Genomic DNA, 25160 nt, shown 5'->3' with positions numbered 1-25160 from the left:
TCCAACGTGAGCCCCATAGCTTCAAGCCTGGCGCGTCAAACGTCCAGCGGGCTCCAGCTGCCGGCCATGTGCGGCAGGCCGTCCTTGCCGCGCAGGCTGAACTGCCCGGAAGGCGCCGGCTCGCTGGCCAGCAGGTTGACCTGGGACGGCAGCAGCACCGGCTTCTGGAAGCGCACGTCGACCCGATAGCCGGCCATCGGCAGACGTTCGCCCAGGGCGGCCAGGCTGCGCGCCTTGTTCCACAGGCCGTGGGCGATGGCGCGGGGGAAACCGAACAGCTTGGCGCTGGCGGCAGACAGGTGGATCGGGTTGTAGTCGCCAGCCACTCGGGCATAGCGCCGGCCGATGTCCGCCGGGCAGTTCCAGGCGTCGATCTGCTCCAGCGGCAGCTCGGCCACTTCTTCGCGGGTCGGCGGCGTGCCGTCCAGGCGCATGCCGCGGAACAGGATGCGGCTGTCGCCTTCCCAGAGCAGCCCGAGCTGGTCGTGCAGCTGGGTGATGATGCTGAAGGTCACGCCTTTCTCATGGGGCTGCAGGTCGTCCACCCGCACGCTGACGTTGAACGGCCCCAGGCCGCCGAGCGGGCGCAACACGCTGATACGGTTTTCCAGGTGCACCAGGCCCAGCAGCGGGAAGGGGAAGCGCGCGTCCGTCAGCAGGCCCATCTGCAGGCCGAAGGCGAGGATGTGCGGGTAGGTGGGTGGCAGCAGGTGGTTGTCGGCGAAGCCACAGACCTTGCGGTAGCGCTCCAGGTGCTTCGGGTCGACCGTGACCGGGCAGCGCAGGCCGCGTGTCGGCAGGCTGCGGCCACGCACGCCGCGGCGCACGGCGGCGCGGGCGAACAGGCCGGTGAGGGCGGGTGGGGCGGACAGGTCAAGCCAATCGCGGGGCATCGGGTATCTCCTGACGAATATTCACTCAGCTTAGCCGCCGGTCACCGGCGGGCATTGGCCGTGGCAACGCGGCGCGCGGCAGGCAAGTCAATGTGACCGTCCGATTGCTCGGATATTTCCCGCACGCTTGTTCCTGATTCTCTTGAGGGGCGATAGGAAAGCTGCCTAAGATGGGCCCGCCTCATGGATAACTAGAAAAAACACCATGCGTGATCTGACCGACGATGTGGCGCTGATGCGCCCGGTGATCGACGCCCTGCGCGCCAGCGGTACCGACCCCGACCGCGTGCTGGCTCGCGTCGGCCTGCCTGCCGGCAGCCTGCCTGCCGGACGATTCCCCCACAGCGCACAGAACCTGTTCTGGAAGGCGGCCGCCGAAGAGTGCGGCGAAGAGCACGTCGGCCTCTATCTGGCCGGCCACCTGCCCGCGTTCCATGGCCTGCTGCTGGAGTACCTGTTCCTTTCCAGCGCCACCTTCGGCGAAGGTCTGCGCCACGCCCTGCGCTACGTGCGCCTGCTCTCCGACACCCTCAACGCCCGCCTGGAAGTGGAGGGCGAGAAGGCCGTGCTGCTGCTCGGTCATACCGCCGGGACCAACCGTCACTTCCCCGAAATGCTCGCCGGTGCGGTGGTGCGCCTGTTCCATGCGCTCACCGAGGGCGATTTCAAGCCCCAGCAAGTACAGCTGATGCACGAGGAAGGCGCGCCCGCCGAGCGTTACCGCGAGGTCTACGGCTGCCCGGCGGTACTGGGCGCGGATCGCTATGCGCTGGTGTTCGACGCCGAGGTGCTGGAGAAACCCTCGCGCCATGCCGCGCCGGAACTGCTGCGCATGCATGAGTCCCTGGCGCGCCGGCAACTGGCGGAAGTAGAGCGGCTGGACCTGGTGCGCAAGGTGCGCGAGCTGATCGGCGTGCTGCTGGTGGATGGCGGCGCGACGCTGGAGCAGGTCGCCGCTCGTCTCGACATGCCGGCCCGCCGCCTGCGCGAACGCCTGGCCATGGCCGGGGTGCGCTTCAACGACCTGGTTACCGACTACCGCTGCCGCCTGGCCAAGGAGTTGCTGCTCAAGACCGACGAGCGCATCGAGGTGATCGTCGAGCGCACCGGCTTCTCCGAGCCGAGCACCTTCTACCGCGCCTTCAAGCGCTGGGTCGGCGAGACTCCGGTGGAGTTCCGCCGGCGCGGCCGACCGCAACCGCCGGCGGAGTGATCGAACCGTTTCGAGTCCGCCTCTGGCTAGGCTTTGCCGGTCAACTCCCGCCAAGGTACGCCCGATGCAAAGCCGAATCCGCCAGACCCTGCTGCTGTCCACCGTCCTGCTGCTGAGCGTTCAGCAAGCCGCGGCGGGGGAAATGGAGCAGACGGCGTTCTCCCGTCTGGACCGCGATGGCAGCGGCTTCATCGAGGCCGATGATCTGTCCGCCATGCGTGTGCGCATGTTCCACCGGCTGGACCGCAACCAGGATGGCCTGCTCACCCGCGAAGAAGTGACCCCGCCCAACCCCAGCGTGAACGTCTCGCCCAATGCCATTGCCTGGCCGGACCGGGATGGTGATGGCAAGGTCAGCCAGGTGGAATTCATGACCCAGGAGCCGGCGCTGATCGTGCGCGCGGATCGCGATGGCGATCATCGGGTGAGTGCGGAGGAGTTTCGCGAACTGGTGGCGGCGCGAAGCTGAGCTTTCGCCCCGCGTTTCTGCGGCAATGGCACAGGGCTGACCCTGTAGGAGCGCCCCATGGGCGCGATCGCGGGCATGGCCCGCTCCTACAGGGGAATCCGGTCAGGCGCCCAGCAGGCTCTGCCCGCAGACCCGCAGCACCTGCCCGCTCACCGCGCCCGAGCCCGGCTGGGCGAACCAGGCCACGGTTTCGGCGACGTCCTGCGGCAGGCCGCCCTGGCCCATGGAGTTCATGCGCCGGCCGGCTTCGCGGATGGTCAGCGGGATGGCGGCGGTCATCTGGGTTTCGATGAAGCCCGGCGCCACCGCGTTGATGCTGATGCCCTTCTTGCCCAGCGCCGGTGCCCAGGCCTGCGCCAGGCCGATCAGGCCGGCCTTGCTCACCGCATAGTTGGTCTGGCCCATGTTGCCGGCGATGCCGCTGATGGAGGCGAGCAGCACCACGCGGCCGTCGTCGTGCAGCTTGCCGGCGTCCAGCAGCGCCTGGGTCAGCACCTGCGGGGCCTTGAGGTTCACGTCGATCACTGAGTTCCAGAAGGCTTCGCTCATCTTGGCGACGGTCTTGTCGCGGGTGATGCCGGCGTTGTGCACCACGATGTCCACGCCATCGGGGAGTGCTGCCACCAGTTGAGCACCGGCGTCGGCGGCGCAGATGTCCAGCGCCACACCACGCCCGCCCAGGCGAGCGGCCAGCGCATCGAGGGCATCCTTGGCCGGCGGCACGTCCAGCAGCACCACGTCGGCGCCGTCACGGGCGAGGGTCTCGGCGATGGCCGCGCCGATGCCACGGGCGGCGCCGGTCACCAGCGCGCGCTTGCCCACCAGCGGACGGCTCCAGTCCTGTACCTGCTTGTCATAGGCGGACAGGCGCACGACCTGCCCGGACACATAGGCGCTCTTGGGCGAGAGGAAGAAGCGCAGCGCGCCTTCGAGCTGGTCCTCGGCGCCCTTGCCGACGTACACCAGTTGGACGTTGCCGCCCCGGCGGATTTCCTTGCCCAGCGAGCGGCTGAAGCCTTCCAGGCTGCGTTGCACGCTGGCGGCGATGGGGTCTTTCACGGATTCCGGCGCGCGGCCGAGGATCACCACATGCGGGCATTTGTCCAGGCCCTTGAGGGCGCCCTGGAAGAAGGTGCGCAGCTCGAGGGTCTGCTCGAAGCGAGTCAGGCCGCTGGCGTCGAAAACGATGGCCTTGAGCTTCGGGCCGTGCTCGGCGGTCCAGCGTGGCAGGCCGTACTGGCCGTCGCTGAAGGAGAACAGCGCATCGGTCAGGCGCTCGGCGAAGGGCAGCACCGCCTCGTTCAGGTTGCCCTCGCCGCCGAGCAGCAGCGCCCCGTCCACCGGCCGCGTGCGCCCGGCGCTCCAGCGCTCCAGGCGGACCGGCGCGGGCAGGCCGAGGGCTCCGACCAGGCGGCGGCCGACGTTGGAGTTGGCGAAGGCAATGTAGCGATCGGTCATGGAACGGGCTCCTGCACAGGTTCTCAAAGTGCTGACCACTCTACGCAGCGGCGGGTTCGGCGCAATTGACCGCGCTGACCTGCGCAACGGCGGGGCGGCCAATGCGACACAAGCGGCTAAGGTTAGCCTTGAGCGCACTTCAACGCTCATTCTCAGGAGCCCTGCATGACCCAACTGCGCCGGGTCGCCATCGTCGGCGGCAACCGTATTCCCTTCGCCCGCTCCAACACCGTGTATGCCACGGCGAGCAACCAGGAGATGCTGACCTCCGCGCTGGACGGGCTGATCGAGCGCTACAAGCTTCACGGCGAGCGCCTGGGCGAGGTCGTCGCTGGCGCCGTGCTCAAGCATTCGCGCGACTTCAACCTGACCCGCGAGTGCGTGCTGGGCACGCGCCTGGCACCGGAAACCCCGGCCTATGACATCCAGCAGGCCTGCGGCACCGGCCTGGAAGCGGCGATCCTGGTGGCCAACAAGATCGCCCTCGGGCAGATTGACTGCGGCATCGCCGGCGGCGTGGACACTACCTCCGACGCGCCCATCGGCGTCAACGAAGGGCTGCGCAAGATCCTGCTGGAAGCCAACCGCGGCAAGTCCAACGGCGAGAAAATCAGGAGCCTGCTGAAAATCCGCCCGCGCCACCTGATGCCGCACATCCCGAAGAACGGCGAGCCGCGAACCGGGCTGTCGATGGGCGAGCACTGCGAGCTGATGGCACAGACTTGGGCCATCCCGCGCGACGAGCAGGACAAGCTGGCCTTCGAGAGTCATCACAAGCTGGCTGCCGCCTACGACGAAGGCTGGCAGAACGACCTGATGACGCCCTTCCGTGGCCTGGTGCGCGATCAGAACCTGCGGCCGGACATCAACCTGGAGAAGATCGGCACCTTGAAGCCGGTGTTCGAGCGCGGCTCGCGCGGCACGCTGACGGCGGCCAACTCCACGCCGCTGACCGATGGCGCCTCGGTGGTGCTGCTGGCCAGCGAGGAGTGGGCGAAGGAGCGCGGCCTGCCGATCCTGGCGTACTTCAAGGATGGCGAAGCGGCGGCGGTGGACTTCGTCGGCGGCCACGAGGGCCTGCTGATGGCGCCGGTCTACGCGGTGCCTCGCCTGCTGGCGCGCAACGGCCTGACCCTGCAGGACTTCGACTTCTACGAAATCCACGAAGCCTTCGCCGCCCAGGTGTTGTGCACCCTCAAGGCCTGGGAAGACGCGGACTACTGCAAGACCCGCCTCGGCCTCGATGCGCCGCTGGGCTCCATCGATCGCAGCAAGCTCAACGTGAAGGGCAGTTCGCTGGCCGCCGGCCACCCGTTCGCCGCCACCGGCGGGCGCATCGTCGCCAACCTGGCGAAGCTGCTGGATGGCGCCGGCAAGGGGCGCGGGCTGATCTCGATCTGTGCGGCAGGCGGCCAGGGTGTGACCGCGATCGTCGAACGGTAATCCAATACAGCGGGACCGATGTTTTTCGGCCCCACGATGTAGCAACTCCGTGACTTCAGGCGGCACCGCGCGAGCGGCGCCGCCTTTTTTTCTTCTTCGAAAGGCCGGCGCCCCGAATCGTAGGGCGGATAACCTGGAACAGGTTATCCGCCGGTAAGGGAATGGCGGATAACGCTGGCGCGTTATGCGCCCTACGAAACTGAACGTTGCCTGTGGGAGCCAGCCGGTGAGTGATGAGCTCCCCTGTAGGAGCGCCCCATGGGCGCGATCGCGGGCATGGCCCGCTCCTACAAGGGGAAGCCGTTGTTTGGGGGCGGGCGCAATTTTCTTCTAGATGCGCAGCTCAGCCGCCCTGCAACATCCCCGGATGGATTCGTCGCGAGAAAGGCGTGGAGAGCACCAGCGAAGTCTTGCTGGTGCCGAACTGGGCGAGGCGGTCGATCAGCTCTTCCAGCTCCTGGGTGCAGCTGACCGCCACCTTGAGCATCACGCAGGCCTCGCCGGTGATGCGGTAGCAGTCGATGATCTGCGGGATCTCCAGCAGCGGGTCGAGCATGCTCTTGCTGCGGTGGTCGTTCAGGCGCATCTCGATCAGGCACTGGATCGAGCGGCCCATCTTCGACAGGTCTACGCTGGCGTGGTACCCGGTGATTACCCCTTCGGCCTCCAGGCGCGCCACGCGATCGGCGACGGCGGGAGGCGAGAGGTTGATGCGCCGGGCCAGTTCGGCGAAGGACAGCCGGCCGTCTTCCAGCAGGGCGGCGAGCAGCGCGCGGTCGTACTTGTCCATGCAATGACTCCGGTTTTGATTCGACGGCAAGCCTTGTGAAAATCCATCGAAAGAAAAGTGTTATGCCCGTAATGGCGTTGTCTGTGCCTTATCCGGGGCGATTGACCTGCATAAAATGAATCGCCCTGCCTGCCTTGTCGAGCCCCACCCATGACCACCATGCCCATGCCCAGAGCCCGCGTCTCACTGACCCTGATTGCCGCTTTCTTCGCCCTCTATTTCATCTGGGGGTCGACCTACCTGGTGATCCGCATTGGCGTCGAATCCTGGCCGCCGATGCTGATGGCCGGCTGCCGCTTCATCATCGCCGGGGCGATCCTGTTCGTCTGGATGCTCTCGCGCGGCGCACCCTTGCCGACGCTCAAGCAGTGCCTGTCGGCGGGCGCCATCGGCATCCTCCTGCTCAGCTGCGGCAATGGCGGGGTGACGGTGGCCGAGCACTGGGGCGTGGCCTCGGGCGTGGCGGCGCTGGCGGTGGCCACCGTGCCGCTGTTCACCCTGGTGTTTGGGCGCTTCTTCGGCAACAGGACCAATGCGCTGGAATGGGCCGGCATCGCCCTGGGCCTGTTCGGCATTGTGCTGCTCAACCTTGGCTCGAACCTGCAGGGCAGCCCGGCGGGCGCGGCGCTGATCATCTTCGCGGCGGCGACCTGGGCCTTCGGGTCGGTGTGGAGTCGTCGCCTGGACCTGCCCGCTGGAGCCATGGCCAGCGCGGTGGAAATGCTGGTGGGCGGCGGCGTGCTGCTGCTGGGCAGCTTCCTCAGCGGCGAGCGCCTGGAGCAGATGCCCACGGCCGCCGGCTGGGGCGCGCTGGCCTATCTGGTGGTGTTCGGCTCGATCATCGCCTTCAGCGCCTACATGTACCTGCTGGCCAACGTGCGCCCGGCGGCGGCCACCAGCTACGCCTACGTCAACCCGGCGGTGGCGGTGATGCTCGGCGTGGTCTTCGCCGGAGAGCACATCGGTCTGGCCGAATCCCTGGCGATGGCGGTGATCATCAGTGCGGTGGTGCTGATCGGCCTGCCGCAGTGGCGGCGCAAGGAAGCGCTCTGACTCGCGGCATGAGCTAAGCCCGAAAGGTTATTTCGCGCGTCTCGCGCGATTCGCTAGGGTATGAAACGGCCTCCATTCGGGGGCCGTTCTTCTTTGACTCCTTTCTCCCCTTCAGTACACCCGCGCGCCATTCGCCCAGGCCACTGATCACCCTTCGAGCCGAGGTGTGCATGAGCCTGGTGGTACCGTTTTCCACGCTTTCCGAACTGCCTCCCACCCAGCGCTGGAGCGATGCACTGCGCGCGTCCAGCCTGCTGGCCCTGTCCGTGCCGCGCGAGTACGGCGGACGCGGCGCCGGCTGGGACGAGGTGCTGCAGACCCTGCGCGATCTCTCCGAGCGTGACGGCACCCTGGCGCGGCTGTTCGCCCTGCATCACCTGCAACTGGCCAGCGTGTTGCTGCTGGGCAGCAGCGAGCAACGCGAGCGCCTGCTGCCGCTCAGCGTGGAGCGCGAATGGCTGTGGGGCGAGGCGGTCGATCATCAGGAAAGCCGCCTGCTGGCGCGCGAGCATCGGCGCGGTGGTTTCCTGTTGCAGGGCGGGCGCCATGACTGCTTCGGCGCCGAGGCGGTGGACTGGCTGCTGATCTCGGCGCGCCATGCGCCCAGCGAGGGTTTGCTGATTGCCGCGCTGCCGGCGGATCGCAACGGGCTGGATCGATTCGAGCCCAGCGGCGGCGGCCTGCTGCATTGCCATGAGGTGCGCCTGCATCCCGAGGACATCCTGCTGCCGCCCGGCCTGCCGTGGACGCCCCGTGCGCAACTGCGCGGCAGCCTCTCCGCATTGTTGCAGGCAAACATTGCCCTAGGCCTTGCCGTGCAGACCTTCGAGAACCTGCCGGCGCGGGCGGCGGCGGGGGAATTGCAGCGGCTGCTGGCGCTGGGGCTGCGGCTGTCCGAGCAGTCGGCAGTGGCCTTCGAGTCCGCCCAGGCGGCGGGCAACGGCCTGAGCTTCAGCCGCAGCGCGGCATTGGCGACCCTGGTGGCGGAAACCGCGGCGGTGGCGCAGCACGCTGTGCAGGTTGGCTTGCGCCAGGAGGGCACTCGCGCCCGGGTGTTCTCCGGTGCTACCTGAAGTGCCGTAGCACGGGGCCTGTAGCGGAGTCGAGACAAGCGCTGGCGCTCATAAGTTAAGAACTAAAAATTATTTATTCGAAGTTTTTTATATCGGTAATCTAGCTCTACCGGACCGCCGGACACCCAAATCAAGTCATCGAACCCGTCCCGTGGTCCGTCCCCTCTGTGAGGCCGGCACCGCCGTTACCTTCAGAGGAAACACCATGAACAAACCTCGTTTCGTACGCCGTGCCGTGGCCGGCGTCGCTGTGGCGGCTGCCCTGTCCTTCCAGAGCGCCGCGTTTGCCGACATCGTCCTGGGCTACCAGACCGGCATCGACCCGACCAAGGTTCCGCAGGCCGATGGCACCTATGAAAAGGTCATCGGCGAGAAGCTTGACTGGCGCCGCTTCAACAGCGGCCCGGAAGTGGTCGCCGCCATCGCCTCGGGCGACGTGCAACTGGGCAACCTCGGTTCCAGCCCGCTGGCCGCCGCCACCTCGCGCGGTTTGCCGATCGTGGCCTTCATCGTCTCCGCGCAGATCAACGCCGCCGAGGCCCTGGTGGTACGCAACGGCAGCAAGATCGAGAAGCCCGAAGACCTGATCGGCAAGACCATCGCCACCCCCTTCGTCTCCACCTCGCACTACAGCCTGCTGGGCGCGCTCAAGCACTGGCAGATCGACCCGACGAAGGTGAAGATCGTCAACCTCAACCCCACCGAGATTGCCGCCGCCTGGCGCCGTGGCGACATCGATGGCGCCTTCGTCTGGTCGCCCGCCCTGGGCGAGATCAAGAAGTCCGGCAAGGTGTTGACCGACGCCGCCGAAGTCGGCCAGTGGGGCGCACCGACCTTCGAGGTCTGGGTGGCTCGCAAGGACTTCGCCGAGAAGCATCCGGAAGTCATCGCCAAGTTCGCCCGCGTGAGCCTGGATTCCTTCGCCGACTACAACGCGCACAAGGCGCAGTGGACCGCTGATTCCGAACAGGTGAAGAAGATCGCCCGGCTGACCGGCGCCGATCCGAAGGACGTGCCCGAGCTGCTGGCCGGCTCCGCTTTCCCCGAATCCCAGGCGCAGCTGTCGTCAGCCCTGCTGGGTGGCGGTACCGCCAAGGACATCGCCGGCACCGCCGCCTTCCTGAAAGAGCAGAAGCGCGTGCCTTCGGTGCTCAAGGACTACTCGCCCTACGTCAGCGCCGACTACGTGCGCCAGGCAGAGAGCGTGCAGGTCGGGCAGCGCTGAGACGCAACGACGGACTCAACCTTTTAGGAGCGCGCCATGCGCGCGAATAGCGGGCATGGCCCGCTCCTACAGGGAGCCGCTACGTAATCCTTCTCACCCTACGGAGGGCAGAACATGAGCCGTCTGACGGCCGAGGCAGTCAGCCTCACTTTCCAGCAGCGTGGACGCGAGCGCGTCGTGCTGCAGGACCTTACTCTCAGCCTGGCCAAGGGCGAATCCCTGGTGGTGCTCGGCCCGTCCGGCTGCGGCAAGTCCAGCCTGCTCAACGTACTGGCGGGCTTCCAGGCGCCGGACAACGGCCGCGTGCAGATCGACGGCCGTACCCTCAGCGGCCCCGGTGGCGAGCGCGGAGTGGTGTTCCAGGACGACGCGCTGATGCCCTGGCTGAGCGCGCTGGACAACGTTGCGCTGGGTCTGCGAATCCGTGGCGTTGGCGCTGCCGAGCGCAACGCCCGCGCCCATGAAGTCCTCAAGCTGGTGGGCCTGGGCGAGCACGCGGACTACCGCATCTCGCAGCTTTCCGGTGGCCAGCGGCAACGCCTGGGGCTGGCCCGCGCGCTGGCGGTGGAGCCGGATTTCCTGCTGCTCGACGAACCCTTCGGCGCTCTCGACGCGCTGACCCGCGAGCGCATGCAGGTGCTGACCCTCGACCTGTGGCGCAAGACCGGCAAGGGCCTGTTCCTGATTACCCACAGCGTCGACGAAGCGCTGTTCCTCGCCACCGACCTGGTGGTGATGGACGGGCCGCCAGCGCGCATCGTCAAGCGCCTGCCGCTGGACTTCGCCCGCCGCTACGCCGCTGGCGAGCCGGTGCGCTCGATCAAGTCCGACCCGGAATTCGCGCGCCTGCGCCAACTGCTTCTCGATGAGTTTTTGGAAGAACCGGAGGCCGAACATGCCCACTGATGCCCTTGCCGGCAAACTCCCGGCTGCCGCGCCGGTTGCCCGCAGTGCGCCGCGCGACTACCGCCGCTGGGCCGCCGCCGGCAGCGTCGGTTCGATCTTCGTGCTCTGGTGGCTGGCCACGCACCTGGGCTGGGTCGACACCCTGTTCCTGCCCGCGCCGGAGCAACTGGTGGAAGCCTTCCAGCGCCTGCTCGCCGAGGGCTACGTCGATGCCTCGCTGTGGCAACACATCGGCACCAGCCTGCTGCGCGTGCTGCTGGCGCTGGGCGCGGCGGTGCTGACGGCCATTCCGCTGGGCATCCTGATGGGCCTCAACCCGCTGGTGGGCGCGGCGTTCGATCCGCTGGTGGAGTTCTACCGCCCGGTGCCGCCGCTGGCCTACCTGCCGCTGATCGTCATCTGGTTCGGCATCGGCGAGCTGTCCAAGGTGCTGCTGATCTACCTCGCGCTGTTCGCGCCGCTGCTGATCGCCACGGCAGCCGGCGTGCGCCGCGTGGACAAGTCGCGCATCCAGGCCGTGCGCTGCCTGGGCGCCAGCCGCCTGCAGGTGGTGCGCCACGTGATCCTGCCCAGCGCTCTGCCGGACGTCCTCACCGGCCTGCGCATCGCCCTGGGCGTGGGCTGGTCGACCCTGGTCGCCGCCGAGCTGATCGCCGCCAACCGCGGCCTGGGCTTCATGGTGCAGTCCGCCGCGCAGTTCCTTGCCACTGATGTGGTGGTGCTGGGAATCCTGCTGATCGCCGCCATCGCGCTGAGCTTCGAACTGGGCCTGCGCTGGCTGCAGAAGCGCTTCGCTTCCTGGGAATAACAAACCGATTCGACACCCTCGCCATGCCGGCGAGGGGTAGGGGAGAGCGTGGCTCTTCCCGTGAACCTCACGAGAGAACACGAACATGACCACCCTGAGTATCGAACCCATCAGCCCGGCCCTGGGCGCCATCGTTTCCGGCGTGCGTCTGGCCGACCCGCTGGGGGACGCGGCGCAGCGCCAGATCGAGCAGGCCCTGCTCGATCATCACGTGCTGTTCTTCCGCGACCAGCCGCTGACGCCGACCCAGCAGGCGAACTTCGCCGCGCGCTTCGGCGACCTGCACATCCACCCGATCTACCCCAGCTCGCCCGAACAGCGCGAAGTCATCGTCCTCGACACCGCTGTCACCGACGTGCGCGACAACGCCATCTGGCACACCGACGTGACCTTCCTGGAGACCCCGGCGCTGGGCGCCGTACTGGCCGCCAAGCAGCTGCCGCCCTACGGTGGCGACACCCTGTGGGCCAGCGGCATCGCGGCTTTCGAGGCGCTGTCGAAGCCGCTGCAGCAGTTGCTCGACGGACTCACCGCGACCCACGACATCAGCAAGTCCTTCCCCCAGGAGCGCTTCGGCGCCACCGATGCGGACCTCGCGCGCCTGGAAGATGCGCGCAAGAAGAACCCGCCGCGCAGCCATCCGGTGATCCGCACACACCCGGTTACCGGGCGCAAGGCGCTGTTCGTCAGCGATGGCTTCACCACCCGCATCAACGAGCTGGAGCCGGCGGAAAGCCGCGCCATCCTCGACCTGCTGTTCGCCCACTTCGCCCGCCCGGAGTTCACTGTGCGCTGGCGCTGGAAGGAGAACGACGTGGCCTTCTGGGACAACCGCGTGACCCAGCATTACGCGGTGGACGACTACCGTCCGCAGCGCCGGGTGATGCATCGCGCGACCATTCTCGGCGACAAGCCGTTCTGACGACTTTTCGTTCCGGTAGGGCGAATAAGCCGGAACGGGTTATCCGCCGCAATGGCGGATAACGCCTTGGGCGTTATGCGCCCTACGGTCTACGAGAGATTTTTGTAGGAGCTAGCTCGATGTAGGCCCGGAATTTCCCGCCATCCCCGTGACTTGCGGCAACGAAGCCGCACCGCAGACCGCATTCGTCGCCATTCTGGGTCGCGGCGGATGGCTCACTGTCCTACGCTTTGGCAGTTTCGCTTCATTAAGAGATTGCCTACATGCAAGAAAGGATTCCCGACGAGTCCAACCTCGCCGAGCTGACGGTTCGCGGCCTGATCCTCGGCGCGCTGATCACCGTGGTGTTCACCGCTTCCAACGTGTACCTCGGCCTCAAGGTCGGCCTGACCTTCGCCTCGTCGATCCCCGCGGCGGTCATTTCCATGGCCGTGCTGCGCTACTTCTCCGGCTCCAACATCCTCGAGAACAACATGGTGCAGACCCAGGCCTCGGCGGCCGGCACCCTGTCCTCGATCATCTTCATCCTTCCCGGTCTGCTGATGATCGGCTACTGGAGCGGCTTCCCGTTCTGGCAGACCGCCGCCATCTGCTCCATCGGCGGCATCCTCGGTGTGCTCTACACCATCCCGCTGCGCCGGGTGATGGTGGTACAGAGCAGCCTGCCGTATCCCGAAGGCGTGGCCGCAGCGGAGATCCTGCGCGTCGGCAGCCAGGACGAGGAAGAGGAAAAGGCCGGCAAGCCCGCGAAAGCCGGTGGCCCGGGCCTGCGCGACATCCTCGCCGGTGGCGTGGTCGCCGCCGCGTTCAGCCTGCTCAGCAGCGGCTTCAAGGTCCTCGCCGAAGGCTTCAGCTTCTGGCTCACCGCCGGGCAGGCGGCGTTCCGCCTCTCCACCGGCTTCTCCCTGGCGCTGGTGGGCGCCGGTTACCTGATGGGCATCACCGCCGGCATCGCCATCCTGATCGGCGTGGTCATCGCCTGGGGCGTAGCCGTGCCGCTACTCTCGGTGAACAGCGTGCTGGCCGCCGGGCAGAGCCTGCCGGAGCTGGCCACCAAACTGTGGAGCAGCCAGGTGCGCTTCCTCGGCGCCGGCACCATCGGTATTGCCGCGCTGTGGACCCTGGCGACCCTGTTCAAGCCCATGGTGCAGGGCGTCTGGTCGTCGCTCAGTGCCGTTCGCGGGCGCGGTGAGGTGAGCGACCTGCGCACCGAGCAGGACCTGTCGGCGAAGTGGATCGTCACCATCGCCGGCCTGCTGCTGGTGGCGCTGTTCGTGGTGTTTTCCTACTTCCTCGGCGAGGCCGCGCCGGACCTGCAAGGCTTCGGCTTCTGGGGGCTGGTGGCGGTCTGCGTGATCTTCGCCTTCTTCTTCGGCTTCCTGATCGCTGCGGCCTGCGGCTACATGGCCGGCTTGGTGGGCTCGTCGAGCAGCCCGATTTCCGGCATCGGCATCATCGCGGTGATCCTGGTGTCGCTGCTGATCCTGGGCGTCGGCTCGCTGGAAACCGGCTTCCTCGACCAGCAGGGCGGCAAGCTGGCCATTGCTCTGGCGCTGTTCACCACCTCGGTGGTGATCGCCATCGCGGCGATTTCCAACGACAACCTGCAGGACCTGAAGACCGGCTACCTGGTCGGCGCGACCCCGTGGCGCCAGCAGGTGGCGCTGATCGTCGGCTGCCTGGTCGGCGCCCTGGTGATCCCGCCGGTGCTGGAGCTGCTGTTCAACGCCTACGGCTTCACCGGCGCCCTGCCGCGCGAGGGCATGGACCCGAACGCCGCGCTGGCCGCACCGCAGGCGACGCTGATGACGGCGATTGCCAGCGGGATTTTCCATAACGCGCTGAACTGGAACATGATCCTCATCGGCGTGGCGCTGGGCATCGCGCTGATCCTGGTGGACGTGCTGCTGCGCCGCACCGGCAAGGCCAGCCTGCCGGTGCTCGCCGTCGGCCTGGGCATCTACCTGCCGCCGACCATCGGCATGACCCTGGTGGTCGGCGCGGTGATCGGCTGGCTGCTGGAAACCGCCCTGGCCAAGCGCGCGGTAGCCGCCGGCAAGGATGTGGAGAAATTCTCCGACGAGCCCAAGCGCCGGGGTGTATTGCTGGCTTCGGGCCTGATCGTCGGCGAGAGCCTGATGGGCATCCTGCTCGCCGCCATCATCGGCACCACCGGCTCGGCCACGCCTCTGGCGCTGGTCGGCGATGGCTTCGAGGACACTGCGCAGTGGCTGGGCCTGGTGGTGTTCGTGGCGATCTGCGTGCTGTTCTACCGCAAGGTGCTGAGCGGGGTGCGCCAGTAGATCACTGCCAGCGAGGAGGCGCATGCACGGCGCCTCTCTCGTCCAATCGCCGGCGGGCCGGGGCAAGTAGCCGCATTTGGGCTAGGTTTGACAGCAGCTCAAGGCAATATGGTGAATGGACGCCCATGAACACGCTACCCAGTTATGCCCCGACTCACCCGTTCAACGCGAGCCTGTTGGGCAAGCTCCATCAAGGGATTGCTGTCAAGGAGCGCACATACATTCATGTCTCGCCGGCTCAATGCCTTTCAACGGCCAACAGCGGCGGCCAGTTGATCTATCCCCGGACCGCGTTGGGCACGCTGCAGGCGCAGTTGATCACCGGGCAGCAGAACGGTCAGATTCAGCAGATCCTGAACAAGCACCATGAGCCGACGGCGCTGAACAGCCAGTCCCAGCTGATACTTCTGGACTCCGGTCAAGCCACTACCGTTCGCAGCGCGCTGACCCAGGACGCCAACACCATGGGCCCGGCCAGGATCGACAGCTCCCATATACTGGCCAGCAATCCGATGACCGCGCAAATCATGCGGGACCCGCAGCTGGCGAGGGATGCTCTGGAGGCCTGGCAGCGTAATCGGGAACTTACGCCGAATGACCCGCACGGCCACATGATCCGGTTGATCCTCTCCGTCAGTCAGGCAAGCTCGCCGCTCTACAACCAGCTGATTCATTGGATGTACGGTGGGTACACCAATACGACCCTCATGGGCTTCGAGAAATACATGAAGCACGAGGGAAAATCCCTCGCGCGCCTCAAGACGCACTTCTCCGAGCTGGCCTCGAGCATACCGACCCAGTCGGGATCGCATCAGTCGCGGGTCGTCACCGAGGCTCGTGGAGAGTACGCGTCAAGCAAGATCATGCTGACCAGCCAGAGCGCCGACTATCAGTTGAAGGTGGGCAAGTCCAAGGCGGGAAGGCCCAACGGCATCGATCAGATCTGGGTGAAGCGCAATATGGTCAGCGGCGCAGTCGAGCGTTACGTTCTGGTCGAAGCCAAGGGAAGTGTGAAAGCTCATCCAGGGTTCACCGAAACCGGCGAGCAGATGTCGCCACGCTGGGTATTCTTCGTTCTGCTGATGATGGCTGCCAAAGATGCGAGCTACGTGGACCCCGAACATGGCGTCAACACGGCGCGCAAGATCATCACGGCGTTGATCAACCCTGGGCACCCTCCGGTGAGCGGGGTCATGGTCAAGTCACTTTTTGGCTCCAAAAGTGCGGAGAATGTGCTGGATTTCAGCGCCTTGATCGATTTCAACTTCACTCGCGAGTTCGCAGCTGTCAGCGCTCCGCAGACAAATCCCGCACAGACGACCTCCGCCCACATCCTGTGGTGATCCAGACGGCCGCGAAGCGGTTCACGGCTTGCCTGCGAGGTGTTCATCCCTGAGTCACGTCGGCGCACCGGCGATCAATGCACCGGGCGCCGGTCCGCTGTCAGCGGCTCAGCGCACCAGATGCAGGAACTGCAGGTGCCGCTCGTACTGGTCGAGCATGTCGTTGATGATCTGCTCCTTGCTGTAGCCCATCAGGTCGTAGTCCTGGCTGCCTTCGGAAAGGTGCACCTCGGCGCGGAAGTAGCGGCGGTTCTTCAGGTGCAGGCCGCCCATGCCGGCGCGGGCGAAGGACGGGGTGAAGTAGCCGCGCATCGAGACCTGGTAGAGGAACGGATGCTGCGCGCCGTGGCCGATCTCCAGGCCGATTTCCAGGTTGCTCAGGTCCAGGTCGGAATCCACCTGCAGGCCCTTCTCGCGGAACACTTCGGAAACTTCGGCAATCGCCGGGCTGACCACGTCGACCATGTAGCGGTACACCTCGTCGCGGGTGGGGAAGTGCACAGCCTGGGAGATGCGCCGCTTCCAGCCGCCGGGCTTGGCCGAGGGCGGCGGTGCCAGAGAATGGGTGCGCGCGCGCTGGCGCTGGGATTCCAGATAGAACGCCTTGTGCAGGCCCCACATCATCAGCAGCAGGATCAGCGAGAAGGGCAGCGAGGTCAGTACCACCGCTGACTTGAGCGCATCGATGCTGCCGGCGAACAGCAGGCCGCCGGTAACCAGCGCGGTGGCCACGCCCCAGAACACCCGCAGCCACTTCGGGCCGTCGTCGTCGGCGCTGCCGCCGTGGGCGGAGAGGGTGGAGAGCACCACGGTGCCGGAGTCCGCCGAGGTGACGAAGAAGACGAAGCTGACCAGCACCGTCACTGCGATCACCACGCGGCTGGCCGGGTAGTTCTGCAGCATCTGGTAGAGCGCCATGGACGGATCGCTGATGGCCACCCGGCCCAGCTCGCTGAAGCCATGGTTGAGCACCTGGTCCAGGGCGCTGTTGCCGAAGATCGACATCCACGCCAGGGTGAAGCCCAGCGGGATGAACAGCACGCCGAAGACGAACTCGCGGATCGTCCGCCCGCGCGAGATGCGCGCGATGAACAGGCCGACGAAGGGCGCCCAGGCGATCCACCAGGCCCAGTAGAACACCGTCCAGCCTCCCAGCCAGTCACTGCCGTCCTTGCCGTAGGCGTAGAGGTCGAAGCTCTTGGTCGGCAGGGCGCCGAGATAGTCGCCGATGTTCTGCACCAGGGTGTTGAGCAGGTGCTGGGTGGGGCCGGCGAACAGCACGAAGAGCAGCAGCGCGCAGGCCAGCAGCATGTTGATGTCCGACAGCAGGCGGATGCCCTTGTCGACACCGGACACGGCGACCAGGATGGCCGCGCCCATCATCAGCGCGATCAGCGTCATCTGCACCGGGTGGCTGTGGGCGACGCCGAAGAGGAAGTCGAGGCCGGCGTTGAGCTGCAGTACGCCGAAGCCCATGTCCGCGCCCAGGCCGAACACCGTGGCGATGATGCCGAAGCAGTCCACGGCGTAGCCGATGGGGCCGTTGATGCGCTTGCCGATCAGTGGGTAGAGCGCCGAGCGCAGCGCCAGCGGCAGGTTGTGTCGATAGGCGAAGTAGGCCAGCGCCATCGCCACCAGGGCGAACACGCCCCAGCCGTGCAGGCCCCAGTGCAGGAACAGCAGCTGCATGGCCTGGCGCGCCGCTTCCGGGGTGCCGGCCTCGCCTTGCGGCGGCTGGGCGAAGTGGGTCAGTGGCTCGGATACGCAGAAGAAGAACAGGGTGATGCTGATGCCGGCGGCGAACAGCATGCCGGCCCAGGACAGGTAGCTGAATTCCGGCTCGTCGTGGTCGGCACCGAGCTTGATCTTTCCGTAGCCGGAAAGCGCGGTGACCACCACGAAGATCAGGTACAGCGTCATCGCCAGCAGGTAGTACCAGCCGACGCTGTCGGCAGCCCAGGACTGCGCGGCGAGCAGCCATTCACCGGCCTGTTGCGGCTGGCTGATGACGATCAGGGCGAAGAGAAGGATCAGCGCGGCCGCACCGTAGAAGACCGGTGGGTTCATGCGCATGGCGGGGGAGGGTGTTACGGACGGGGGGGATTGTGCAACGGACAAAACGGGCGGGGTCCCTCGAAGTTTTCCTTGAACAAGCATTCAATGAAAACACGGGAAGGCCCTGGAAGGCCAATCGGCGGGACCGATGGTCCCGCCGCCGGCCCTGTTCGAGGGCCGAGCGGAGCGGGTACTGCTTTACTTGCGACGGTTCTTTTTCGCCTCACGGATCTCACGGCGTTCCGGGTCGGCCTTCGCGGGCGCGGTCAGGAAAGCGGTGGCGGCGAAGAAGTTAGCAAGAGCGGCAAAGCTGGTCACGATAGTCTCCAATGGCGCCGGGGAAAATGGGTCCCGACCGCCTGATAGCCATTTTCCCTGAATATTGTGACGAAAAGAAGTGAATGGTCTTGATGAGCGGTATTGATCTGGTCGATGGGACTGCTTTGCTCTGAATTCGCGGGTAATTAGCCTGATTTTGACTCTTTGCTCAGGATTCCCTCCTGCCGACCTGCAACTCGGCAAAGCCTTTCACTGCGACCGTTCGTCGCTAAAGGTGAAACGGTTCAGCGCCAATCGTGGCTTTGCCACGATTACCGGCTGTCAGGCGGGTGAAACAGTTCTCCGCATAGCACAGTTACCGGAATAGAGCGGGTTCCAGTCCGGAAACTTGAACGGGTGTGCAATATTTCGTGAAAAACATGTGAAACGGCTATGGCGATTGACTTGCCGATTCCGTTAGTCTCCTCCGGCAGGACAAAAAACCACCAACAGGGAGTATCTCGAGATGGACTTCAAACGCATTGCCATTGCCACTGCACTCTTCGCTTCGCTGGCCGGTTGCCAGACCATGACCACCAACCAGGCCATCGTTCCGCTGCAAGCCGCTACCGCTCAGATGATCGGTCTGGCTTCCTCCGACGAGCTGGTCGTCAGCGACGTCAAAGCCGGTCAGCCGGATGCCCTGGGTGGCCAGGAGCTCTCCTACGTCGCCACCACCACCAAAGGCCGCATCTTCAACTGCACCTCGCGCATGATGCCGGGCCTGCTGACCGATCCGGCCAAGCTGACCAACCCGTCGTGCACCCCGGTGGTTGCTCACTCGAACACCGCCACCAAGTAATACCCCAGTTGCATGCTGTCGCCCGTGCGCGGCCCTTCGGGTCGCGCTGGCGACTACAGCGCGGCGACTCAGCCGCGCTCGTGCTCCAGGCGTTGCAATAGCGCACGCAGCTGCGCTTCGACGCCGGGCTGGCGCACCAGATGGTCCAGCGCCGCTTCGTTTACCTTCGATTCCCCGCCAGTTCCGAGCGCGCCACCTGATCCCGCTACGCCGCCTGACCCCGCCGCGCCGCCTGAAAAATTCAAATGCTCCGGGCGAATCTCCTCGTCCGGGCTGACCAGCAGGGCGAAGTGGATGACGTTCTCCAGCTCGCGGATGTTTCCCGGCCACGAATAGCCTTCCAGAGCACGCTGTGTATCCGTGGCGATCTGTGGCACCGGCAGTTCCAGGCGTTGCGCATGCACGCCGAGGAAGTACTCCGCCAGCGGCTGGATATCGCCGATGCGTTCGCGCAGCGGCGGCAGCGTGAGGTTGCCGTCGTGCAGGTACTGCTGCAGCCCTTCGAGGAATTTGCCCGCTTTCACCGCCTGCCCCAGATCGATGCTGGTGGCGGCAACCAGGCGCACGTCCACCGGCACCGGCTCGCGCGCGCCGACGCGCAGCACTTCGCGCTCCTGCAGCACGCGCAGCAGTTTCTGTTGCAGCGACAGCGGCAGGTCGGCGATCTCGTCCAGGTACAGCGTGCCGCCGTTGGCCGAGCCGAACCAGCCGGCGCGGCTGCCTACCGGGCCGTTGTGCGCGCCCGGCGCGTAGCCGAACAGCTCGGCGTCGGCGTAGTTGCGGCTCAGTGCGCTGCAACTCACCGCGACGAACAGGCCGGGGCGTTCGCTGGCGCGGTGGATGTGGCGGGCCAGCAGCTCCTTGCCGGTGCCGGTCTCGCCGTGGATCAGCACCGGTTGCGGCAACGGTGCCAGGCGCTCCACCTCGTCGCGCACTTCATGGGAGCGCGGGTCGAAGAACACCAGCGCCTTGGCGCGGATGCTCAGCGGGCTCTTGTCGGCGTCGGGGAAGGTCAGCAGCGGTAGCGGCGCGTGGGGTGCGTTCATGGGGAATCTCCTTCTGCTCTTACAGCGCGTCCAGCGCCTGCAGGAAGTCGCGGACGATGTCCTCGCTGTCCTCGATGCCTACCGACACACGGATGGTGCCGTCGTGGATGTCCAGCGCGGTCAGGGCTTCGGCGGACAGCGCGCGGTGCGAGGTCTTGCCAGGGTGGGTGATGCTGCTGGCGACGCCGGCCAGCGACGGCGCGAAGGCGGCCAGTTGCAGCTCGCCGATCAGCGTGTCGACCTGGTCGAGGCCGCCCTTCAGGGTGAAGCTCAACATGCCCGAATGGCCCTTGCGGAACAGCCGCTGCGCCAGCTCGAAGTCCGGGTGCGAGGGCAGGCCGGGGTAAAACACGCGGGCCACCTGCGGGTGCGCTTCGAGGGCTTCAGCCAGCGCCTGGGCGTTCTGCGAGTGGGCCTTCATGCGCAGGGCCAGGGTCTTGGCGCCGCGGAAGTTGAGCCAGCTCTCGAAGGGGCTGGCGCTGCCGCCGGCGTTGATCTGGAAGCGCCGCGCGGCGGCGATCCACTGCGCATCGCCGACCAGCGCGCCGCCCATGGCGTCGCTGTGGCCGTTGAGGTACTTGGTGGTGCTGTGGATCACCAGGTCGGCGCCATCGCGCAGCGGCTGGTAGAGCACCGGCGAGAGGAAGGTGTTGTCCACCAGCAGCTTGAGGCCGTGACGATGGGCTAGCTCGGCCAGCGCCGGGACGTTGCTGATGCGTACCAGCGGATTGGAGGCGGTCTCGGTGTAGATCAGCTTCGTGGTCGGGGTGATCGCCGCTTCCACCGCCGCCAGGTCATTGAGGTCGAGCAGGCTGGAGGCGATGCCGAAGCGCGTCAGTTCCTTCTCGATCAGGCTCTGGGTGGTGCCGTACAGCTCGCGGCTGGCGATCAGGTGATCGCCGGCGCCGAGCACGCCCAGCAGCGCGGCGGAAATGGCCGCCATGCCGGAAGCGGAGAACAGCGCGTCCTCGCCACCTTCCAGCTCGCGCAGCAGCTCTTCCACGGCGCTGTGGTTGGGGTTGCCGATGCGCGTGTACATGTAGTTGTCGGGGTTGCCGGCAAGGAAGTCGTCGACCTGCTCCAGCGAGTCGTAGACGAACACCGAGCTCTGGTAGATCGGCTGGCTCTTGGCGCGGGTGACCATGCGCCGGTCGGCATCGTGACCGGCATGCACGGCGCGGGTGGAGGAGCCTTTGGCGTGGTCGCTCATGGCAAGTCCTTGGGAAAGAAAAACGCCGGTGGAACCTGCCCACCGGCGTCGAAGTGGGCGCGCTCAAGGCGCGCCCAGCGTGGGAGTCGTTGCGCCCGGCCAGCGGCCGGGCGACGGATCAGAAGGCCGGCACCACGGCACCGTTGTACTTCTTCTCGATGAAGGCTTTGACTTCCGGGCTGGTCAGGGCGGCGGAGAGTTTCTTCAGGGCATCGCTGTCCTTGTTGTCCGGGCGCGCCACCAGGTAGTTCACGTAGGGCGAGTTGCGGTCTTCGAGGATCAGCGCGTCCTTCACCGGGTTGAGCTTGGCTTCCAGTGCGTAGTTGGTGTTGATCAGGTCCAGGTCGACCTGGTCCAGCACGCGCGGCAGCAGGGCCGATTCCAGCTCCTTGAACTTCAGGTGCTTGGGGTTCTCGGCGATGTCTTTCGGGGTGGCCAGGGCGTTGCTCGGGTCTTTCAGCTTGATTACGCCGGCCTTCTGCAGCAGGAGCAGGGCGCGGCCGCTGTTGCTGCCTTCGTTGGGGATGGCGACGGTGGCGCCGTCAGGCAGCTGGTCGATGGACTTGTACTTCTTCGAGTAGCCGCCGAAGGGCTCGACGTGCACGCCGGTCACGGTGACCAGGTTGGTGCCCTTGCCGGAGTTGAAGTTGTCCAGGTACGGCTTGGTCTGGAAGTAGTTGGCGTCCAGGCGCTTCTCGGCAACCTGCACGTTGGGCTGTACGTAGTCGGTAAAGACCTTGATCTCCAGGTCCACGCCTTCCTTGGCCAGGGTCGGCTTGATCAGCTCGAGGATCTCGGCGTGGGGGATCGGCGTGGCAGCAACCACCAGCTTCTCGTTGGCGAAGGCAGTAGTGCTGAAGGCAGCGGCGAGGGCGGTCAGAAGCAGCAGCTTTTTCATTGCGATGTCCTTGTGGGGCAGATGACCGCTGGCGTCCGGGCCGGCCGGGATGGGGCCTTCGTACGGGCGGTGGATTCTTTTTCCGCGGCTCACTCGGCAGCGGTTGCAGCGAAAGTTACCCGGTCTTGTTATTCCAATAAAATATTAATTTTTCATTTTCATATTCGATTTTGTTCATATGGAGTGTCATGGCCTGCCCTGAGACAAGCTGTCGCGCGACACCCCGTCGCGCGGCAACCCACCACTCCAGCCACCGTCCGCCGGGCGCGTAAGATCGATGCAGTTTCTTGAGCGGCGTCAATGCAGATGGTGGTCCATTCTGATTGAGCGGCAAAAAGAACCCGAACCGACGCCAGATCGGTGGCTCGAAACTGAGTCATTGGAAACACAGACATCACGCAAGAACGCCCTGCGCATGCGCAAGGTACGGTGCCCGACCCTTCCGTGGGGTTGGCGTCAGCCTGAAGAGGAATCGTCATGTTCGGATTAGAGGCGCTCGACCTGGCCCGGATCCAGTTCGCCTTTACCGTGTCCTTTCACATCATCTTCCCCGCCATCACCATCGGCCTCGCCAGCTACCTGGCGGTACTCGAAGGCCTGTGGCTGAAGACCAACGAGGAGGTCTACCGCGACCTCTATCACTTCTGGTCGAAGATATTCGCCGTCAACTTCGGCATGGGCGTGGTCTCCGGCCTCGTCATGGCCTACCAGTTCGGCACCAACTGGAGCGCCTTCTCGGCCTTCGCCGGGAGCGTCACCGGCCCGCTGCTGACCTATGAGGTGCTCACGGCGTTCTTCCTCGAAGCCGGCTTCCTCGGCGTCATGCTCTTCGGCTGGCACCGCGTCGGCCCGGGCCTGCACTTCTTCGCCACGGTGATGGTGGCGATCGGCACGCTGATCTCCACCTTCTGGATTCTCGCCTCCAACAGCTGGATGCAGACCCCGCAGGGTCACGAGATCGTCAACGGCATCGTGGTGCCGGTGGACTGGCTGGCGATCATCTTCAACCCGTCATTCCCCTATCGCCTGCTGCACATGGCGATCGCCTCGTTCGTCGCCACCGCCTTCTTCGTCGGCGCTTCGGCGGCCTGGCACCTGCTGCGCGGCCGCGACAACCCGGCGATCCGCAAGATGCTCTCGATGGCCATGTGGATGGCGCTGATCGTCGCCCCCATCCAGGCCATGGTGGGCGACGCCCACGGCCTGAACACCCTCAAGCACCAGCCAGCGAAGATCGCTGCCATCGAGGGCCACTGGGACAACAGCGAAGGGGGCCCGACGCCGCTGATTCTGGTCGGCTGGCCGGACATGGAGCGCGAGGAAACCCGCTTCAAGATCGAGATTCCGGTACTCGGCAGCCTGATCCTGAACCACAGCCTGACGGAGCCGATCCCGGCGCTGAAGGACTTCCCGAAAGCCGACCGGCCCAACTCCACCATCATCTTCTGGTCGTTCCGCATCATGGTCGGCCTGGGGCTGCTGATGATCCTGGTGGGCCTGTGGAGCGTCTGGCTGCGCTGGCGCAAGCGGCTGTTCGAGAACCGCGCGTTCCTCCATCTGGTGTTGTGGATGGGACCGTCCGGCCTGATCGCGATCCTCGCCGGCTGGTTCACCACCGAGATCGGTCGCCAGCCGTGGGTCGTCTACGGGTTGATGCGCACCTCGGACGCGGTGTCCAACCACAGCGTCGCGCAGATGAGCCTGACCCTGGTGATGTTCGTTCTGGTGTACTTCAGCCTGTTCGGCGTGGGCATCGGCTACATGATGCGGCTGGTGCGCAAGGGCCCGGTCACCCACGAAGGCCGCGAGACCAGCCATGGCGGCGCCGGCCAGAAACGTACCGCCGCGCGGCCGCTGTCGGCCACCGAAGAGGGTTTTGACGATGATGACAGCACTGACGCGGGGAGGAACTGAGCCATGGGAATCGATCTTCCGCTGATCTGGGCGATCATCATCATCTTCGGCGTGATGATGTACGTGGTGATGGACGGGTTCGATCTGGGCATCGGCATGCTCTACCCGTTCTTCAAGGACGAGGGCGACCGCGACGTGATGATGAACACCGTCGCGCCGGTCTGGGACGGCAACGAGACCTGGCTGGTGCTGGGCGGCGCGGCATTGTTCGGCGCCTTCCCGGTGGCCTATTCGGCCGTGCTCTCGGCGCTGTACCTGCCGCTGATCCTGATGCTCGTCGGGCTGATCTTCCGCGGCGTGGCCTTCGAGTTCCGCTTCAAGGCGCGGGCCAACAAGCGTCACCTGTGGGACAAGTCGTTCATCATCGGCTCGCTGGTGGCGACCTTCTTCCAGGGCGTGGCGCTGGGTGCCTTCATCGAAGGCATCCCGGTGGAGAACCGTGCCTTCGCCGGCGGCTCGCTGGACTGGCTGGCGCCGTTCCCGCTGTTCTGCGGCCTCGGCCTGGTGGTGGCCTACACCCTCCTGGGCTGCACCTGGCTGATCATGAAGACCGAAGGCCGCCTGCAGGAACGCATGCATGACCTGGCCAAACCGCTGGCGCTGGTGCTGCTCGCAATCATCGGCATCGTCAGCCTGTGGACTCCGCTGGCCCACGAAGACATCGCCCAGCGCTGGTTCAGCCTGCCGAACCTGTTCTGGTTCCTGCCGGTGCCGCTGCTGGTGCTGCTGACCTTCTACGGCCTGCTGCGCTCGGTGGCGCGCAATGACCATGTGAAGCCGTTCCTGCTCACCCTGGCGCTGATCTTCCTCGGCTACAGCGGGCTGGGCATCAGCCTGTGGCCGAACATCATCCCGCCGTCGATGTCGATCTGGGACGCCGCAGCCCCGCCGCAGAGCCTGGGCTTCATGCTGGTGGGCGCGCTGTTCATCATCCCCTTCATCCTCGTCTACACCGCGTGGAGCTACTACGTGTTCCGCGGCAAGGTGAAGCACGGCGACGGCTACCACTAGAGGTGCG

General features: G+C 66.0%; 21 protein-coding genes. 14 read left to right on the top strand and 7 right to left on the bottom strand.

Annotated features, from left to right (window positions below; translation table 11 throughout):
- Window positions 1-35: 35 nt before the first annotated feature.
- The gene (locus ABKS89_RS26470; RefSeq protein WP_138214162.1) at window positions 36-893 is read right to left on the bottom strand and encodes a MaoC family dehydratase; all 858 of its coding nucleotides are present in this window, start codon (window positions 891-893) and stop codon (window positions 36-38) included.
- Window positions 894-1098: 205 nt separating this feature from the next.
- Between ABKS89_RS26470 and ABKS89_RS26465 the strand changes: the two genes are divergently transcribed.
- Entirely contained in the window at window positions 1099-2106 is a 1008-nt protein-coding gene (locus tag ABKS89_RS26465) for an AraC family transcriptional regulator (RefSeq protein WP_081520040.1), read from the top strand.
- A gap of 64 nt (window positions 2107-2170) precedes the next feature.
- Window positions 2171-2575 carry an EF-hand domain-containing protein gene (locus ABKS89_RS26460; protein WP_348588243.1) on the top strand — a complete coding sequence of 135 codons (405 nt, stop codon included), beginning with the start codon at window positions 2171-2173 and terminating at the stop codon, window positions 2573-2575.
- Window positions 2576-2677: 102 nt separating this feature from the next.
- Here ABKS89_RS26460 and ABKS89_RS26455 read toward each other — a convergent pair whose 3' ends face one another.
- The gene (locus ABKS89_RS26455) at window positions 2678-4033 is read right to left on the bottom strand and encodes a 3-oxoacyl-ACP reductase (RefSeq protein WP_348588242.1); all 1356 of its coding nucleotides are present in this window, start codon (window positions 4031-4033) and stop codon (window positions 2678-2680) included.
- 165 nt (window positions 4034-4198) lie between these two features.
- Here ABKS89_RS26455 and ABKS89_RS26450 point away from each other — a divergent pair, with 165 nt between their 5' ends.
- Entirely contained in the window at window positions 4199-5476 is a 1278-nt protein-coding gene (locus ABKS89_RS26450; RefSeq protein ID WP_348588241.1) for an acetyl-CoA C-acetyltransferase, read from the top strand.
- A 343-nt stretch (window positions 5477-5819) separates the two neighbouring features.
- On the opposite strand, the gene ABKS89_RS26445 is transcribed toward ABKS89_RS26450, so the two are convergent.
- Window positions 5820-6266: an Lrp/AsnC family transcriptional regulator gene (locus ABKS89_RS26445; RefSeq protein WP_081520044.1), complete on the bottom strand. Its 447-nt coding sequence runs from the start codon at window positions 6264-6266 to the stop codon at window positions 5820-5822.
- A gap of 165 nt (window positions 6267-6431) precedes the next feature.
- On the opposite strand from ABKS89_RS26445, the gene yedA reads away from it, so the two are divergent.
- From yedA to ABKS89_RS26405, 8 genes are all read left to right on the top strand, one after another.
- Window positions 6432-7319: a drug/metabolite exporter YedA gene (gene yedA / locus ABKS89_RS26440; RefSeq protein WP_348588569.1), complete on the top strand. Its 888-nt coding sequence runs from the start codon at window positions 6432-6434 to the stop codon at window positions 7317-7319.
- A 170-nt stretch (window positions 7320-7489) separates the two neighbouring features.
- The gene (locus ABKS89_RS26435; protein WP_348588240.1) at window positions 7490-8392 is read left to right on the top strand and encodes an acyl-CoA dehydrogenase family protein; all 903 of its coding nucleotides are present in this window, start codon (window positions 7490-7492) and stop codon (window positions 8390-8392) included.
- A 205-nt stretch (window positions 8393-8597) separates the two neighbouring features.
- Entirely contained in the window at window positions 8598-9617 is a 1020-nt protein-coding gene (gene tauA, locus ABKS89_RS26430) for a taurine ABC transporter substrate-binding protein (RefSeq protein WP_138214168.1), read from the top strand.
- A 114-nt stretch (window positions 9618-9731) separates the two neighbouring features.
- The gene (locus tag ABKS89_RS26425) at window positions 9732-10523 is read left to right on the top strand and encodes a taurine ABC transporter ATP-binding protein (protein WP_348588239.1); all 792 of its coding nucleotides are present in this window, start codon (window positions 9732-9734) and stop codon (window positions 10521-10523) included.
- Entirely contained in the window at window positions 10513-11331 is an 819-nt protein-coding gene (locus tag ABKS89_RS26420; protein ID WP_348588238.1) for an ABC transporter permease subunit, read from the top strand. The genes ABKS89_RS26425 and ABKS89_RS26420 overlap by 11 nt, the downstream gene beginning before the upstream one ends.
- A gap of 85 nt (window positions 11332-11416) precedes the next feature.
- Entirely contained in the window at window positions 11417-12253 is an 837-nt protein-coding gene (tauD, locus tag ABKS89_RS26415; protein WP_348588237.1) for a taurine dioxygenase, read from the top strand.
- Between the two features lie 263 nt (window positions 12254-12516).
- Entirely contained in the window at window positions 12517-14556 is a 2040-nt protein-coding gene (locus tag ABKS89_RS26410; protein ID WP_348588236.1) for an OPT family oligopeptide transporter, read from the top strand.
- A gap of 125 nt (window positions 14557-14681) precedes the next feature.
- On the top strand, window positions 14682-15899 hold the full coding sequence (locus ABKS89_RS26405; RefSeq protein ID WP_138214173.1) for a hypothetical protein: 1218 nt from the start codon (window positions 14682-14684) through the stop codon (window positions 15897-15899).
- Window positions 15900-16007: 108 nt separating this feature from the next.
- Here the strand turns inward: ABKS89_RS26405 and betT are convergent, their stop codons facing one another.
- Window positions 16008-17966 (bottom strand): choline transporter BetT, encoded by a 1959-nt coding sequence (gene betT, locus ABKS89_RS26400; RefSeq protein WP_138214174.1) that lies wholly within the window; start codon window positions 17964-17966, stop codon window positions 16008-16010.
- A 772-nt stretch (window positions 17967-18738) separates the two neighbouring features.
- Here betT and ABKS89_RS26395 point away from each other — a divergent pair.
- Entirely contained in the window at window positions 18739-19074 is a 336-nt protein-coding gene (locus ABKS89_RS26395; RefSeq protein WP_138214175.1) for a hypothetical protein, read from the top strand.
- Between the two features lie 68 nt (window positions 19075-19142).
- Here the strand turns inward: ABKS89_RS26395 and ABKS89_RS26390 are convergent, their stop codons facing one another.
- The 3 genes from ABKS89_RS26390 to ABKS89_RS26380 all read right to left on the bottom strand — a co-directional run bounded on the left by ABKS89_RS26390 (window position 19143) and on the right by ABKS89_RS26380 (window position 22228).
- Window positions 19143-20120, bottom strand: coding sequence for a sigma 54-interacting transcriptional regulator (locus tag ABKS89_RS26390; protein WP_348588235.1), 978 nt, complete (start codon window positions 20118-20120; stop codon window positions 19143-19145).
- A gap of 19 nt (window positions 20121-20139) precedes the next feature.
- Complete coding sequence (locus ABKS89_RS26385) at window positions 20140-21330, bottom strand: trans-sulfuration enzyme family protein (protein ID WP_348588234.1); 1191 nt, start codon at window positions 21328-21330, stop codon at window positions 20140-20142.
- 118 nt (window positions 21331-21448) lie between these two features.
- Window positions 21449-22228: a MetQ/NlpA family ABC transporter substrate-binding protein gene (locus ABKS89_RS26380; protein WP_081520055.1), complete on the bottom strand. Its 780-nt coding sequence runs from the start codon at window positions 22226-22228 to the stop codon at window positions 21449-21451.
- Between the two features lie 477 nt (window positions 22229-22705).
- Here ABKS89_RS26380 and ABKS89_RS26375 point away from each other — a divergent pair, with 477 nt between their 5' ends.
- Complete coding sequence (locus ABKS89_RS26375; protein WP_081520056.1) at window positions 22706-24142, top strand: cytochrome ubiquinol oxidase subunit I; 1437 nt, start codon at window positions 22706-22708, stop codon at window positions 24140-24142.
- Window positions 24143-24145: 3 nt separating this feature from the next.
- Window positions 24146-25153, top strand: coding sequence for a cytochrome d ubiquinol oxidase subunit II (cydB, locus tag ABKS89_RS26370; RefSeq protein WP_138214178.1), 1008 nt, complete (start codon window positions 24146-24148; stop codon window positions 25151-25153).
- Window positions 25154-25160 lie beyond the last annotated feature (7 nt).

Origin of the sequence: Pseudomonas sp. LABIM340 (assembly GCF_040017195.2) — a bacterium.
Classification (GTDB): domain Bacteria; phylum Pseudomonadota; class Gammaproteobacteria; order Pseudomonadales; family Pseudomonadaceae; genus Pseudomonas.
This window is presented reverse-complemented; position numbering and strand designations above follow the sequence as displayed.